Origin of the sequence: Aeromonas sp. DSM 116730 (assembly GCF_046581335.1) — a bacterium.
Lineage (GTDB): Bacteria > Pseudomonadota > Gammaproteobacteria > Enterobacterales > Aeromonadaceae > Aeromonas > Aeromonas rivipollensis.
This window is the reverse complement of the sequence record NZ_CP144265.1, coordinates 2,692,985-2,707,297: the sequence shown is the minus strand read 5'-3', so window position 1 is coordinate 2,707,297 and position 14,313 is coordinate 2,692,985. Positions and strand designations below refer to the sequence as shown.

Here is a 14,313-nt window from a genome sequence, read left to right as displayed (position 1 = left end):
TCCCCTGCTCATTATGTCGCGGGCGCGGGGAGCCGACAGGGTTTTAAGTGTGAAACGCCTCACATCTCATAGATCTTCCAGATAGTGATAGAGACTCTTTAGGATCGCAAAGTTCCGTTCGTTACTCTGATTCTGCTCCGCCAGCGCCTCGAGACGGGGCACATAGTCCGGCAGACGGCGGCTGAAGTAGTCGCTGCAGTGCAGGCGCCAGCGCTTCTGCTCCGCTTCGCTCAAGGTGTGGGGCCAGTTGCGGGCGCGGTAGCGGAACAACATCTCCGGCAGCCGCGAGTCGCTGAAGGCAAACTCCCGCTCCCCCAGCAGATCCGCCGGGGTGGCGCGCACCAGATCCATGGTGGACTTGTCGCCGTGACCGAAGAAACCGGCGTAGAGCTGGGTATCGGGATCGCTGTCATTGCTGCCGGCAAACTCCTGATTGAACACCTCCACCAGTTTTTCCCGCACCTCGGGATGGGCCCGCAGCAGATCCAGGCTCTTGCGGCACTGCTCCCGGTCGATGCCAAGCTGATCGGCCCGCTCCGGGGTCAGGGTGGCGGCCGGCGCCAGCACGGGGCACTTGTTGATGTGCACCAGCTTGACCGGAATGGCCGCCAGATCCCCGAGATCATCCTTCCTGGTGTAGAGGCGCTCGCGGATCTCCTCGCTGGTGAGCTCGACAAGGGGGGTCGGGTCACGGGTCAGATCCACCATGATCACCGCATTCTGGTTGGTCGGATGCCAGGCCAGCGGCGATACCCAGCTTGCGCACCCCTGCCAGGGGGAGAACATGCCGGAGACGTGGACCAGGGGCTTCATGGTCACCACATCGATGAGCGCCTTCACCTTGTTCTTGTTGCGCAGGGCAAACAGGTAGTCAAACAGCTTGGGCTGGGCTTTTTTCACCAGCTTGGCCATCTCTATGGTGGCCAGCACGTCGGAGAGCGCATCGTGGGCGTTGGCGTGGGTCACCCCGTTGGCCACCGTCAGCCTCTCCAGCTTGAAGCTCGGCTTGCCCTCGTCGTCGAGTGCCCACTCTATCCCCTCCGGGCGTAGGGCATAGCAGGCCCGCAGCATGTCGAGGATATCCCAGCGGGAGTTGCCGTTCTGCCAGGCGTAGGCATAAGGGTCATAGAAGTTGCGATAGAGGGTGTAGCGGGTCACTTCATCATCGAAGCGGATGCTGTTGTAGCCCAGCACGCAGGTATTGGGGGTCGCAAACTGTTCGTGGATCTGACGGATGAAGTCCGCCTCGCACAGTCCGTCCTTCATCGCCTTCTGCGGCGTGATGCCGGTGATGAGGCAGGCCTCGGGCTCGGGCAGGTAGTCCGCCGGCGGCTTGCAATAGATCACCAGCGGCTCGCCGATGATGTTGAAGTCGGCGTCGGTGCGAATGCCCGCAAACTGCGACGGCCTGTCCCTGGCGGGGCTGATGCCGAAGGTCTCGTAGTCATGGAAGTAGAAGGTGGGCTCGCTGCCGGGCTGTGCTGTTTTGCTCATGTTGCTCGAGGTGAGGTGTCCGATGGCGGCGCCATGGCGCCTGGGTGGGCGGTGCCATGCACCGCAGTTGCCAGCATGGTAAACCATAGCGCAGGCAGAGCGAAGCCCGGGCGCCCTGGCTGCCGGTTTATTGGGCGGAAAGTGATATGTGGTGGGTTCAGGTCTGGTATGCATGGTTCATGCTGACATGTGCTTGAAAATGTGACATGTGAGTCTGTACAGTACTTAAAATCCAGATTACCAATCTATATCATCAGACCATCACAGATTTGGCATGTTCGTTCGTCCAAGAGCGAATGCGTAAGAAAATGTTATCAGAGTGTGTTTTTGCATTAAAAATGAGCAAAATAAGGAAGAATAATGCACGAGAATAATATCGAGTTGTTGTGTCATGAAGCCGAAAGATTGTTAGAACTTAACATTGACTTGCTGCAAAAAATGCTCACAGAACCGAAAGTTCTGGGCGATAGCAATGCTCAATTGTTTGATCGCAGTAAAGCTGAAAAGAGAATTGAAGAGTTGCAGGGGGAGCAAAAAAAAATTCTCGGGAAAGAAATGGTCCTTGCAGTTGTGGGTACTATGAAAGCGGGTAAATCCACGACCATTAACGCGATTGTCGGCAAAGAGATCCTACCCAACCGCAATCGCCCGATGACATCGATTCCAACCTTGATTCGTCATGTGCCGCGTAAAATAATACCAGAGTTGCGACTCGATAATATTGAGCCTATCCAGAAACTGTTCGTGACGTTGCAGAAGAAAATCGATACTGAAGATGGTAAAAAACTACTCACTGAGCTGAAAAAAGATCAGGCACTATGGAAGTTGCTAGATATTATTGCTGATAATACATGGATTAAAGGCAATTACTATGGTGAAGAGGATATATTTTCTTGTCTCGCTTCGCTTAACGACTTGGTTCGTTTGGCTACAGCGTTACGTGTGGATTTCCCTTTTTCTGCCTACGAAGAAGTCCATAAACTCCCAGTAATTGAGGTAGAGTTTAGCCACCTTGTCGGAATGGATGATAGCCAAGGTACGCTGACACTCTTAGATACACCTGGCCCTAATGAGGCAGGTCAACCTCAGCTACAAGCAATGATGCGCGATCAGCTACAAAAAGCCTCCGCTGTTCTTGCGGTGCTAGATTACACCCAGCTGAAATCAGAGGCGGATCAGCAAGTACGTAAAGAATTAAACGCTATTGCAGAGGTTGCTGCTGGTCGCCTATTTGTACTGGTCAATAAATTCGATCAAAAAAACGCTAATAGCGACAACGCTGAGACCGTTAAACAGGCAATTCCCGCCATGCTAGATAGCGGCGCACTAAACAGTGATCGTGTTTACCCTGGTTCATCTCTTCGAGCTTATTTGGCAAACCGAGCGCGCAGTGTAGTAGATCAAGCAGGTAAACTCTCTGTCAGCGAAGAATGGGTTGATGATTTTGCCAAAATGGCATTTGGTCTCGACTGGAGAGAAGAGGAAGATGATGTTCTTGCTGATGTGGGCGTTGTGCTCAAAAAGGCAAACACAATCTGGCGTACATCACTATTTGAGAAACTGATTACTGAAGTGATCCAAGCTGCTCATGCGAAAGCCGCAGCGCTAGCAGTTGACTCTGCTGCAGCTAAGCTGGTACAGAATGCTGAAAATATCGACGAATATCTGTCGTTACGTCATCAGGGGTTGCAAGCTAGTATCCATACCTTACAGACACAAATTAAAGGCCTTATCAACGACATTGAGGAGGTTGCGGCTTGTCAGCAAGAAGTTGATAAGGAGGTGAAGTGTGTCATGGGGGAAATCACCCATGAAACTAAAAACTTGTTAAATAACGCTGAAAGCAAGTTGGAAAAAGAACTGGATAAGTACTTCCAAGAAGGGAAGCGCCAAGAAGAAGCGCTGAACAAGGAATTTGAACGTCATTCAAAACATGGCAAAAATAACAGTGGAGAAAGTGATAAACGAGGGGTTTTCGGCACTTTATTTGGGGCCTTGGCTGGAAGTGTTGGGCAGCAAACTCGTGATTTTGATCCAGAAAATCCAGAAGTTAAATTTTCTGAACATACTGAAGCAATGCAGTTTATTAAAAAGATTGAAGAGTCAGTTATTAGTATTTTAGCTGAAAAAGAAAAAGAAATTAAACCAATGTTGACCAAAATTGTGGGGGGCATTGAAGGCAGCTTTCATTCTAAAACAATGTTAGCAGTTGATAAGATTGCAAGCCAAATTAACTCACGTCTGGAGGAAGATGGCTTTACTGTGAAAATATCTTTCCCGAAAGTCAGTGAGTTGAAGACTCATCTTGCCACCGACACTCGTATAGCTAATCTGCTAGAGCAGAAAACATTTAGCGAAACACGGCATCGTCGATCCAGTGGCGTGTGGGGAACGTTATGCGGTTGGTTTAACACAGATGATTGGGGCTGGGAAACTTATAAAGAAGATGTCACCCGTAGTGTGGTGAATATTAATACAATTAAGAATGCTGTCAGAAATCAGACCAAAGAGCATTTTGAAAAACTGAATAACGCTATTGATCAGCAAGTCAACGCCCCAATTCTCAAAGAGATTGAAAGCTTCTTCATTACATTCAAAGGCAAGGTGGAGCAGCTTCGACATACTCTGATCCAGAGCACAGAAGATCATAAAAGTAGCCAGCAAGAACAAGAACAATTGACTGAGCGCCTTAGTGTTCTGAGAAAGCTAACACCGGAGATGATCAGTGACAGTAAGATACTCAAGAAAGAGTTGGAGCCGATGCTGTGATATCATCATTTACTGCAACATTTCCTAATAGCGAGGCATGCCAAATTCTGGCATGCCTGCCAGAGAAATTTATTGTTGACTTCGCCAATGGGATAGACGTGGTTCACGACCATGTGCGTCAACAAACGGATCAATCCTTTTTTCGGCGCATTAAAGAGGGATTCAGTGGACGATCATCCCAACGTCAACAAGCCATCAATGCATCGTTGCTAGATGGGGTGGAGGCCTCTCTCAATTGGCTTACCGAGTTAACGTCATCACTTGCTACCACCAACTATGCGCTTGCACAGGTGAACGATAGGGTCAGTTCGTTGATGCAGGATACCGCTACCATTGCGCACTATTCTGCAGACACTCGCGAACAGTTGAACATGTTGGCGACACAAGTTAATAAACAGTTACATCATCTGGAACAACAACTTCGTAGTGTCGATCGGTTGCAACGCGGCCAGCTGCATTTGGAACAAATATTTTCCATTTGGAAAGCAGGTCGATATTCACTCCTACCTCTGGCTGGACGTTGCTATGTTGCACTGGAAGAGCTGCGTTGGGGGGCATTTGGTGAAGTGATCCGCCATGGTGAACCGCAACAGGCAAAACAGTTACTGGATATTCTAAGAAATCGAGCAGTGGTTCAGCTTGCAGAAGACCATAACAGTCCAACATCGATGTGCCACGACACGCGTAGTTGGTTAACCTGGCAGGGTGAGCATGAGCAACACAGTGACTGGTCCGCAGCCGTTAACTGGTTGGCGGACTGGTGTAATGAAGATACTCATCCCATCATCTGGTCTACTACACAGTCATACAGTGCTCTGCCTATACGTATGCCACGGTTGTGTTCTGCAGAACGCATTGCTGGTGCGATGGTCGATGAAATCTTCAGCAAGGAGTTAGTATGGATCAGCCGATGAAAGTAGGGCTGGCGCTTTCCGGTGGAGGGGCCATAGGTGCTTATGAGGTTGGTGTGGTCAGAGCCTTGGCTGAATCAGGTACAGATCTTCATGTTGTTGCTGGTGCTAGTATCGGTGCACTAAATGGGGCTATTTTGGCCTCTTCAGATACTTTGGCTCAGGCTGCAGAAAGGATGACGGAAATTTGGTCGCATCTGGGCAATAGCAAGGTGCTAGAGCTAAACAAATCTATCTATTTCTCACTACTGACACAGTTTGGCTTAGGGTTCGGCACACCAGTACTAAGCAAAGCAGGAGGCATTATATTCGAGGCTCTCAGTCGTGCTGCATTGGTTACGGGGGGGGTAGGGCAGCAAAGTGACTCGTTGTTATCTGATCAGCCACTTATCGATTTGATGAACCGCTATCTGGATATCGATGCCTTATCTTCCGGATTGCCATTGTACGTTTCCTTATATCCTACAGAAGGTGGCATGAAAGATATTTTTAATTGCATAGCCGCCGAGTTTGGGGTCGGTACGACTCGTATTTCGGAGTTCCATCACGTACAAAGTTTACCTGTCAATCAACAGAAAGAGGCGTTGCTAGCCTCTGCCGCGTTACCCTTATTGTTTAAATCACGCGAGATTAATGGTGTGCTTTACAGTGATGGTGGAATGGGAGGCTGGCATACAATGCAGGGCAACACACCAGTAAAACCTTTGGTTGACGCTGGTTGCAATATGGTGATTGTCACTCACTTAAGCGATGGCTCGCCGTGGGACCGCCACAATTTCCCAGACACTACTGTGTTGGAGATTCGCCCGCAAAGTTCCTTAAAACGTCATGATGGTTTATTTGGAGGTGGAAAGGATCTGCTTGGCTTTACTGCCCAGCATATCCGTTCATGGATTGAGCAGGGTCACCATGACACAATGAGTGTAATAGGGCGAATCCAGAAACCTCTTCAAGCTCGACAGGCACTTCGTGCTTCGGAAGTGATCGTTTCAGACAGCCAAGACAGGAATATTCAAACTGGTATAGCGCTAAAAAGCGCTATGGATAGGTTGAGATAATCGCAAAAAGTTAATGTCGTTGAACTCAGATAAATTGGGTCATAGGCCTGCGACATTAAGACTAAAAATGTGAGAGGCGTCATGCCTCTCTTTTTTTGTCGTGGTTAATAATCTACATTTTTGAGCTTGAAGGTACAGCCTTGCTGAATTAGCACCTCCCGATTTTCCAACACTAGCGGGTAGAGCAGTGGATGCTGTTGGTGTTCGCCGTTATAGCTCACTTGCATCCGCTCCAGCGCGTAATGCATCAGGGGGATCCGCTGTGTGATCTGGAGGCTGCCATCCGTCATGGCGTAGTCGCTGGCGATGATGGCTTGCTGCCCTTCGCTGAGGCTAGGATTGGGGGTGACTACGGCGGTGACTAGGGTGTTCCACTCCAGATCCTGATCCCGGCCGTGAGGGGAGGCATCCAACAGTTCCGGCTCTCCGCGAAAACGGCTCATCACAAAATCCAGATATTCTCCCTTTTTTTCGCAATAGGCGCGTACATGCCAGCGGATCCCGTCATAGACCAGGGTGTGGGGCACGATATTGCGGCCGCTCTGCTCCTCTGAGCTCAGCGATACATAGTCCACATCCACCCGTAATTGGCCCCGAGCCGCTTGCACCAAACCACGTACGATCTTTGGATCGATATGGCGGTTTGGCACATCCAGGATCTCTATGTGGCCGTAGCGCAGATCCATCAAGGGTAGGGTTAGAACCCCTGATTCGTGCTGGCGTTGATATTGCTTCTCCCGGTGCAGCAGCATCAGGTACTCGTCCACCTTGCCTTCACTAAAGCGGGGCACAAATTGCTCGGTGGGTTTGTATCCCTTCAGACTTTTGTCATAGACCAGTCCCTCTGGCGAGTAGCAGGTCAGGTAGTGGTTGATATCCCGCGAGGCCTGTTGGCGGCCGATATTGAAGGCTTTCATCAGGTGATTGGTAGTCAGCCTCCCCTCCCACTGCAGCACGATCTCCAGCAGGCGAAAACGCAGGGTTTGATCCCAGGTGAGTTCTTTGGGTGTCATATGTGCTCCAAAATGCGACATGTGTATGTAACCAGTATCGTCATGAGTATACAGGCTACATATAATGAGTCCATCTAAAGCGGCGTCAAGAGAGTATGTCATGAACTACAAGCTGGTTCTCACCTACCACTGTCAAGCCTTGTGCCATATGCCATTGAGGGGGATTGTCGCTACAGCCATAGGCTCTCTGTTCATGTTTGGCAGGGGCAAGTATTACAGGGAGCAAAAAGTGTTTTACCTCAAGCATTTCGCGCTCAGGAAACCGCAAGCAGGAGGTGATCTGATACTCCAAAGTGCTAACACCCGCATCGCCACTACCTGATTTGGCCAGGTAGCGACATCGTTACCATCAGCAACCGCATCACTTATTTCAAACACCATCGTCACTGAGGTTCTATGAATTCAAATCTGATATTGGATCAGGCGGCAATGCCTCTGATCATGGGTATCTGTTGCCTGCTGCCAGCCGAGCAGGTCGGCGAACTTGTGACTGTGATTGCAGAAGAAGAGGGTCGATTGGGCGTTATGTCATTGACGGAGGCCGAGGGAACGCCTCACTGTATTGAGCTGCGCAGATTGACGCGTTTGGCTTTGCATATTGATCGGCATCGGTTGGATCGTACTGTTCTGCCCATCTATCAAGGGCGGGATCAACTGATGGCAGGGGCTGCTGCATTGTTGGATGGCGATGTGACTCTTGCATGTGGTGATGCCATGCGGTTATTGGCATTGCAGCTCGACAAGCTGTTGAGGGGAGGCCGTGGCAGTACACAGGCCAAACTGGACGGGCTAACCCTCAGTGTGATGGAGCAAAGAGCGCTGGCCGCCCAGTCCCCCAACACCGGTGCTGTGGTGCGGGGGAGCTGGCGCCGAAAATCACGTAATCAGCTTGGCCGAGGCAATTGGCTCGATGTGGTCGAAGCGGCGCTCTGGTGTTTTTGGCATAGCGACACCCTGCAAGATGGCGAAGCCCTGCTTGGTGCACTGCTGGGCGCAGATATCCGAGTGCGTGTTGTCTATGGCATGTTTGCGGGGGCCTTTTACCTGGCGGATTAGGCCAAGCTACGTAACCCCTCAGTGACGGACTAACTCGTCATTTCCACCACTGGATAGCAGGCGTCTCCCCACAGGGTTTGTGGATGGGCCATCATCAGCGCGATGATCACCGGTATAAGCTTGCCTAACAGGTTTGCACAATCTTTAAGTTGCTTGCGATTGACCGAACTATTCCAGGTGGCGCCGCCATGCATTAGTTGATTTCGCAGAGTATAGAGACGGTTAAATACGACACCCAGCAACTGCGGTGTATTGCTGCTTGCCAGTGCTTGGGATGCCATTTTCTTGCCCTGTGCCAGTCGTTCCTTCCATAGTGTTTCGCTTATCTTGCCACTGTGAAAATCCCAGAAGCCTTGGAGTACAAAAGGGGTATCCAGCAAAATACGGATACTCCCAGAAAATTCCTGCCACACGAGCTGCTCGATCTGCCTGTGCTCATCCAGCTCGCACAGTTTTTCAAGAAAGCCTTTGAAGGTTTCCTGCTCTGACAAGCGGCGATTGTCATCGATTTCGGTGGCATAGGCAGCGTTGAAGGCAATCCAGAGAAAAATGAAGCGGCCATCTTCATCTTCTGCCATCTCTGCCCGTTGCAGCCAGCTCAATGCGCGATGCACACGCAACTTTAGGTTGGCAGGTGAGTGTTCACGTATTTCACGGTGACGATTTTTCAGTTGTTCGAAATTCAACAATGATCTCCTTCTCCATCGGATGAATAGTCAGAATTCGAGGCCCTAAATTTGCTAACGGTATTGCGGGTGGGCCGTCTGACATGGGGCGAATCGGTTGGAATGGCAAACTTGAAATCAGGCTTACTTTCGGGCTGCATCCCGTATCTTGGCCATCGCCAGCTCCATCATGTTGGCAGGTGCTCTTTCAAGTGGTGAGTGACTGCATTTGGGGCATACCTCGAACCAGGAGAGGCCACACACAAGCGCGTCACTCTTAGGGACAACCGTCTTTTGCCAGCCGCATTGGGGGCAATGAAAAGTAAATGGAGGTGGAGGCACAGGCATGACATTCCCCAAAGAGGTTCCTTTGGGCCTAGCCTACCACGGTTCGATATTGATGGTCGCAGCCTTGGTCACAGACTTTCAGCGATATCTGCATCTTGAAGTGTGCTCATCATCCCGGACTGAATCGCCGCGGCTCCAATCAGTAAAAAGATCAACCCCTGATACAAAATATCTCCTCAGGGGTTACCACTGGGTGGGAGCGCCGGCATCAGGGTGTGCAGGTCGATCAGGGTGAAGTAGCCGCCTTCGTCGGGATACCAGCCGCCGGTGTCTATGTAGTAGACATTGCCAAGGCGGGCCGGGCGGCCTACCGGGGTGTGGCCCACCACCAGGGCGACGAGATCCTCGACGCCGCTCTCGTCCAGCCCCTCGATGCGGCGCCTTGACCAGAGGCAGACGTTCTTGATGGCCCGAAGTTTCCCGCCGCTCACCCCCGCATCCAGTTGGTCCAGCAGCCCCTGCCAGGAGGAGAAGGGGCAATCGGCGTGGAGCAGCCCGACCGGGCCGGCCGGGGTGGCCACTTCGATGGCGATGGGCAGGGTGCGGTAGTGGGCGGCTAGCGCCCCCTGCTCGCCCGGGGTCAGTTGCTGAAACCAGCCGCCGCCATTCTGGATCCAGTTCTCCCGATCGCAGCTCTCGTAACGGCAGACGTAGTCGTCGTGATTGCCGCAGACAGGGTGAAACCAGGGCTTGGCCAGCCAGTCGAGCACCGCTGTGCAGTCGGGGCCGCGATCCGTCAGATCGCCGACGGAGAAGAGGCGATCCCGAGCGGGATCGAATCCCGCCTGGTTCAGGGTCTGTTCCAGCCGAGAAAAGTAGCCGTGGATATCTCCGACGGCGAGATCCCGCCCCAGAGGATTGCGGGAGAAGCGTCTGATCAGCGGGGACGGGTTCATGGCTTGCCTCCTTGTCTGGTGTGACCGGCTCGCGGCGCCGCCGGATGACCTATGGGGGAGCCGGGGCTCGTGGACAAGTGCAGCATGGCATGCTCTGCCTCGCCATAGTAGAGGCAGATGGGGGGGCTTTCGCGTCGAGGTGACAGGCGCCTGCATAAAGGAGGGCCGTTTGCCGCGTTGCCGGCAGATCCCGGATAAAAAAATGCCAGTCGGTGTCGACTGGCATGCAAGGTATGGCCTGACGGATGCCCGTCGTCGGGATCAGAGCAGGTCTTCGAGCTGGTACTTCTTGAGCAAGGTGTCGAAGGTGCCATCGGCCTTGACGCTCTCGATGGCGGCATCGAACTGGCTCTTGAGCTTGTCATCGTTTTTGCGCAGGGCCACCGCTACCCCTTCTCCCAGGATCTTGTCCTGAGTGCCGTTGTACTGGGGACCGACGAAGGCGAACTGCTTGCCCATCTCCTTGTCGAGGAAGCCGACCTTCAATTGCACCATGTTGCCGAAGGTGTAGTCGGCGCGGCTGGACTGCAGATCCAGCATGGGGGACTGGGCGTTGACGTAGCGCTTGATCTTGGCCACGTAACCGTAGCGGGCGGTGATGAAGTTGTCCTGGGGCGTGCCTTCCTGCACCGCTATCACCTTGTCCTTGAAGTGCTCAGGGGTGTCGGCAAAGTCGGCCGCCTTGTCGCTGCGCCCCACGAAGCGGTTCTGCATCATGTAGTAGACCTGGCTGAAGGCGACCTTCTGGCGCCGCTCGTCCGTGATGTTCATGGAGGACATGATGGCGTCATACTTGCGCACCTGCAGGCCGGGGAGCAGGGCATCCCAGGGCTGGTTGATCACCTCGCACTCTGTCTTCATGGCCGCGCACAGGGCATAGGCCAGATCCACTTCGAAGCCGCCGAGCTTGCCGCTGCTGTCGACCATTTCGAAGGGGGGATAGGTGGCGTCGGTGGCGATCACCAGGGGTTTGGCGGCCGCCTGGCCGGCGGTGGCCAGGGCCAGCATCATCATCAGTGTGTTGAGTTTCATGGTCAGTCCCTTGAAGTGTGGTGTCATTCCTATGGTTCTAAATGGTGCCGGCCTCAAGGGCCGACGGCTATCTTGCGATGAGTGAGGGCCGGCAGCTGGCTGCGCACCTTGCGCTGGGCCGCCAGATCCAGGGTGGCGATGGCCAGTCCCTGACCCTCCTCTACCTGGGCTAGCACCCGGCCCCAGGGATCGATGATCATGCTGTGGCCGAAGGTGCGGCGCCCGCCGGGGTGCTCTCCCCCCTGGGCCGAGGCCAGCACGAAGGCGAGGTTTTCCACCGCTCTGGCCCGCAGCAGCAGCTCCCAGTGCGCCAGCCCAGTGGTGTGGGTGAAGGCCGCTGGCAGGGCGATGAAATCGGGGGTGGGCCCCAGGCGAAACAGCTCGGGGAAGCGCAGGTCGTAGCAGATCCCGAAGCGCAGCACGCCCCAGGGCAGGGGATGGCTCACCACCTCCCGGCCCGGGCTCATGGTCACGGCCTCGTCATACTGCTCCTGCCCGGTGCAAAAGCCAAACAGGTGCAGCTTGTCGTAGCGGCTTGCGAGCTGCCCTTGCGGGTCAATGAGCAGGCTGCTGTTGTGCATCTTGCCGGGCTCGTCGCTTTCAAGGGGCAGGGTGCCAGCCAGTAGCCAGATCCCGAGCTCCCGGGCCAGCCCCTGGGCCCAGGCCAGCAGAGGGTGATCGCTCACGGGGGCGGCCAGGGCCACCCGCGCCCGCTCGTCGGCAGGCATCAGGTAGAAATATTCCGGCAGCAGGGCCAGCTCGGCCCCCTCGGCCGCGGCCCGGCGCAGCAGCGCCTCGGCCTGGGCCAGGTTGTGGTCAAGCTGGTCCCCTGAAACCATCTGCAGGACGGCAACGCGCACAGAATCCATGGTGCCTCCTAGACGCCGCACAGGCGCTCGGCGCCCGCCAGCAGGGTGTCGTCATCCTTGGAGAAGGAGAGGCGGATGACCCGCTGATCCGTGCCGTCGTGATAGAAGGCTGAGACGGGTATGGTGGCGACCCCGTGGTCGCGGATGAGGCGCTGCACGAAGAGGCTGTCCGGCTCGTCGCTGATCCGTTCATAGCTCGCCAGCATAAAGAAGCTGCCGGCGGAGGGGAGCAGGGTAAAGCGCGAATCCCCCAGGGCCGAGACCAGCAGGTCCCGCTTGCGCTGGTAGAAGTCCGCCAGCCCCTGGTAGTGGGCCGGTTGCTGCAACAGGTGGGCGAAGCCGTACTGCATGGGGGTGTCGGCGGCGAACATGGCGAACTGGTGCACCTTGCGGATCTCCTCCATCAGGGGGCGGGGCGCCACGCAGTAACCCACCCGCCAGCCGGTGACGTGGAAGGTCTTGCCGAAGGAGAAGACGGCGACGGAGCGCTCCACCAGCTCGGGGTAACGGATCACGCTCTGGTGCAGGGCGCCGTCGAACACCACGTGCTCATACACCTCGTCCGAGAGGATCAGTATGTCGGTGCCGCGCACCAGGCGGGAGAGGTGCTCCTGATCCCCCGCCTGCCAGACGGTGCCGGTGGGGTTGTGGGGGGTGTTGAGCACTATCATGCGGGTGCGCGGGGTGATGCGGGCCGCCACCTCATCCCAGGGGATGGCAAAGTCCGGCGCCTTGAGGGCGATCACCACAGGGGTGGCCCCCTGCAGCTGGATCATGGGGCGGTAGCTGTCGAACGCCGGCTCGAACATGATCACCTCGTCCCCCGGGTGCACCAGGGCGGTGATGGCGCAGAACAGGGCCTCGCTGGCGCTGGCGGTGATGGTGATCTCCTCGCCCGCGTCATAGTGGTGGCCATAGCTGGTCCCTATCTTGGCCGCCAGTTGCTCGCGCAGGGCGGGCAGCCCCGTCATGGGGGCATACTGGTTCTCCCCGGCCAGCATGGCCTCGTGGGTCACCCGGATGAGCTCGGGATCGCAGGGGAAACTCGGGGCCCCCTGGGAGAGGTTGATGCTGGGATGGCGGGCAGCCAGATCCCCGATCACGCTGAAGATGGTGGTGCCCACCTGGGGCAGTTTGCTGACAATGCGGGGGGAAGACATGGCGCCGTCACCGATGTGTGTGAAAGATGTCCCTTTTTAGCCCTCGCTTCCTTGCCGGACAACGGATTATTCGGCATGTTATGCATGAGTTTTTCTCAAGCATGGAGGCTTGTATGTTGTCCAGCCAACCCCGCAGCCAGTTGCCCCTGTATGGCTTGCAGGTTTTCGAGTGTTCTGCCCGCCATCTGAGTTTCACCCTGGCCGCCGATGAGCTGTGCGTGAGCCAGGGGGCGGTGAGCAAGCAGATCGCCCAGCTGGAGGCGCGCCTCGGCCACCTGCTGTTCGTGCGCGGCACCCGCTGCCTCACCCTGACCCCGGCCGCCGAGCGCCTGCTGCCCTTCGTTCGCGAAGGGCTGGCCCGCATGGGGGAGGGGCTCAGCGCTTTGCAAACCCTGCCCCACGAGCAGGCCATCAGCATCAAGGTGCCCTCCTGCGCCAGCCGCTGGCTGTTGCGACGCTTGCAGGCGTTCGAGGGGGAGGCAGTCGAAGTGCGTGGCAGCCACAGCCACGGCATCGACTTCTCCCGGGAGTCCTTCGATCTCGCCATCGTCTATCAATCCTGTCAGGCCAGGTACCCCCATAGCCAGCCGCTGTTTCGGGAGCGGCTGACCCCGGTCTGTGCCCCCGCCTTTGCCGCCAAGCACCGCCTGTTCGAGCGCACCATAGAAGAGCTGCCCCGGCTGCCCCTGCTCCATGCCAGCGCGGATCGGCGGGACTGGCGCAACTGGTTTGCCACCTTCCTAGCCACCCCCTGGCAGCCCCAGGGTGGCCAGCTGTTCGATACCCTGGACCTGGCGATGAATGCCGCGCTGCAGGGATTCGGCCTCTCCCTCGGGGATCCCACAATCGTGGCCGAGGAGCTGGAGAGCGGCGCCCTGGTCGCCCCCTTTGCCCCCGTGCTCAGCACGGACCACGAGTACGCCCTGCTAGCCCGACCCGACAGCCAACGCCAGGGGGTGGCCCGCACCTGTCACTGGTTGCTGGAGAGCCGCGACCAGCCCTGATCGCCGTCAGTGCCTCCCCTGACAGAGTGATATCTTTT

Annotated in this window: 13 protein-coding genes; 6 read left to right on the top strand and 7 right to left on the bottom strand. The window is 55.5% G+C overall.

The window, feature by feature from the left end; translation table 11 throughout:
* Positions 1–66 precede the first annotated feature (66 nt).
* Positions 67–1,494: an exodeoxyribonuclease I gene (gene sbcB / locus Aeroheme_RS12325; RefSeq protein WP_411165933.1), complete on the bottom strand. Its 1,428-nt coding sequence runs from the start codon at positions 1,492–1,494 to the stop codon at positions 67–69.
* A 360-nt stretch (positions 1,495–1,854) separates the two neighbouring features.
* Here sbcB and Aeroheme_RS12320 point away from each other — a divergent pair, with 360 nt between their 5' ends.
* From Aeroheme_RS12320 to Aeroheme_RS12310, 3 genes are read left to right on the top strand one after another with little or no spacing between them, the layout of a single operon-like run.
* Positions 1,855–4,263, top strand: coding sequence for a dynamin family protein (locus tag Aeroheme_RS12320; RefSeq protein WP_042863746.1), 2,409 nt, complete (start codon positions 1,855–1,857; stop codon positions 4,261–4,263).
* The gene (locus Aeroheme_RS12315; protein ID WP_234568125.1) at positions 4,260–5,177 is read left to right on the top strand and encodes a YjcZ-like family protein; all 918 of its coding nucleotides are present in this window, start codon (positions 4,260–4,262) and stop codon (positions 5,175–5,177) included. Before Aeroheme_RS12320 ends, Aeroheme_RS12315 begins: the two co-directional genes overlap by 4 nt.
* Positions 5,162–6,232 carry a patatin-like phospholipase family protein gene (locus Aeroheme_RS12310; RefSeq protein ID WP_411165932.1) on the top strand — a complete coding sequence of 357 codons (1,071 nt, stop codon included), beginning with the start codon at positions 5,162–5,164 and terminating at the stop codon, positions 6,230–6,232. Before Aeroheme_RS12315 ends, Aeroheme_RS12310 begins: the two co-directional genes overlap by 16 nt.
* A 104-nt stretch (positions 6,233–6,336) precedes the next feature.
* Here the strand turns inward: Aeroheme_RS12310 and Aeroheme_RS12305 are convergent, their stop codons facing one another.
* Positions 6,337–7,245 carry a WYL domain-containing protein gene (locus Aeroheme_RS12305; RefSeq protein ID WP_411165931.1) on the bottom strand — a complete coding sequence of 303 codons (909 nt, stop codon included), beginning with the start codon at positions 7,243–7,245 and terminating at the stop codon, positions 6,337–6,339.
* A gap of 100 nt (positions 7,246–7,345) precedes the next feature.
* Between Aeroheme_RS12305 and Aeroheme_RS12300 the strand changes: the two genes are divergently transcribed.
* A complete protein-coding gene (locus Aeroheme_RS12300) occupies positions 7,346–7,567 on the top strand; it encodes a hypothetical protein (protein ID WP_411165930.1) in 222 nt (73 codons plus the stop codon).
* A 74-nt stretch (positions 7,568–7,641) separates the two neighbouring features.
* Positions 7,642–8,301, top strand: a complete 660-nt coding sequence (locus Aeroheme_RS12295; RefSeq protein ID WP_411165929.1) for an ADP-ribosylglycohydrolase — start codon at positions 7,642–7,644, stop codon at positions 8,299–8,301.
* A gap of 29 nt (positions 8,302–8,330) precedes the next feature.
* Here Aeroheme_RS12295 and Aeroheme_RS12290 read toward each other — a convergent pair whose 3' ends face one another.
* From Aeroheme_RS12290 to Aeroheme_RS12270, 5 genes are all read right to left on the bottom strand, one after another.
* The gene (locus Aeroheme_RS12290; RefSeq protein ID WP_234568118.1) at positions 8,331–8,987 is read right to left on the bottom strand and encodes a HEPN domain-containing protein; all 657 of its coding nucleotides are present in this window, start codon (positions 8,985–8,987) and stop codon (positions 8,331–8,333) included.
* Between the two features lie 503 nt (positions 8,988–9,490).
* A complete protein-coding gene (locus Aeroheme_RS12285; protein WP_411165928.1) occupies positions 9,491–10,210 on the bottom strand; it encodes a metallophosphoesterase in 720 nt (239 codons plus the stop codon).
* Positions 10,211–10,471: 261 nt separating this feature from the next.
* A complete protein-coding gene (locus Aeroheme_RS12280; protein WP_411165927.1) occupies positions 10,472–11,242 on the bottom strand; it encodes an ABC transporter substrate-binding protein in 771 nt (256 codons plus the stop codon).
* Between the two features lie 53 nt (positions 11,243–11,295).
* Positions 11,296–12,111, bottom strand: a complete 816-nt coding sequence (locus tag Aeroheme_RS12275; RefSeq protein ID WP_411165926.1) for a carbon-nitrogen hydrolase family protein — start codon at positions 12,109–12,111, stop codon at positions 11,296–11,298.
* Positions 12,112–12,119: 8 nt separating this feature from the next.
* A complete protein-coding gene (locus Aeroheme_RS12270; protein ID WP_411165925.1) occupies positions 12,120–13,271 on the bottom strand; it encodes a methionine aminotransferase in 1,152 nt (383 codons plus the stop codon).
* Between the two features lie 113 nt (positions 13,272–13,384).
* Between Aeroheme_RS12270 and Aeroheme_RS12265 the strand changes: the two genes are divergently transcribed.
* The gene (locus Aeroheme_RS12265; protein ID WP_106887029.1) at positions 13,385–14,275 is read left to right on the top strand and encodes a LysR family transcriptional regulator; all 891 of its coding nucleotides are present in this window, start codon (positions 13,385–13,387) and stop codon (positions 14,273–14,275) included.
* Positions 14,276–14,313 lie beyond the last annotated feature (38 nt).

What these genes read in the sequence shown, in the direction of transcription:
- Aeroheme_RS12280 (WP_411165927.1), bottom strand. Translation starts at nt 11,242, where the DNA reads ATGAAACTCAACACACTGATGATGATGCTGGCCCTGGCCACCGCCGGC.
- Aeroheme_RS12285 (WP_411165928.1), bottom strand. Translation starts at nt 10,210, where the DNA reads ATGAACCCGTCCCCGCTGATCAGACGCTTCTCCCGCAATCCTCTGGGG.
- Aeroheme_RS12305 (WP_411165931.1), bottom strand. Translation starts at nt 7,245, where the DNA reads ATGACACCCAAAGAACTCACCTGGGATCAAACCCTGCGTTTTCGCCTG.
- Aeroheme_RS12295 (WP_411165929.1), top strand. Translation starts at nt 7,642, where the DNA reads ATGAATTCAAATCTGATATTGGATCAGGCGGCAATGCCTCTGATCATG.
- Aeroheme_RS12275 (WP_411165926.1), bottom strand. Translation starts at nt 12,111, where the DNA reads ATGGATTCTGTGCGCGTTGCCGTCCTGCAGATGGTTTCAGGGGACCAG.
- Aeroheme_RS12320 (WP_042863746.1), top strand. Translation starts at nt 1,855, where the DNA reads ATGCACGAGAATAATATCGAGTTGTTGTGTCATGAAGCCGAAAGATTG.
- Aeroheme_RS12265 (WP_106887029.1), top strand. Translation starts at nt 13,385, where the DNA reads ATGTTGTCCAGCCAACCCCGCAGCCAGTTGCCCCTGTATGGCTTGCAG.
- sbcB (WP_411165933.1), bottom strand. Translation starts at nt 1,494, where the DNA reads ATGAGCAAAACAGCACAGCCCGGCAGCGAGCCCACCTTCTACTTCCAT.
- Aeroheme_RS12300 (WP_411165930.1), top strand. Translation starts at nt 7,346, where the DNA reads ATGAACTACAAGCTGGTTCTCACCTACCACTGTCAAGCCTTGTGCCAT.
- Aeroheme_RS12310 (WP_411165932.1), top strand. Translation starts at nt 5,162, where the DNA reads ATGGATCAGCCGATGAAAGTAGGGCTGGCGCTTTCCGGTGGAGGGGCC.
- Aeroheme_RS12270 (WP_411165925.1), bottom strand. Translation starts at nt 13,271, where the DNA reads ATGTCTTCCCCCCGCATTGTCAGCAAACTGCCCCAGGTGGGCACCACC.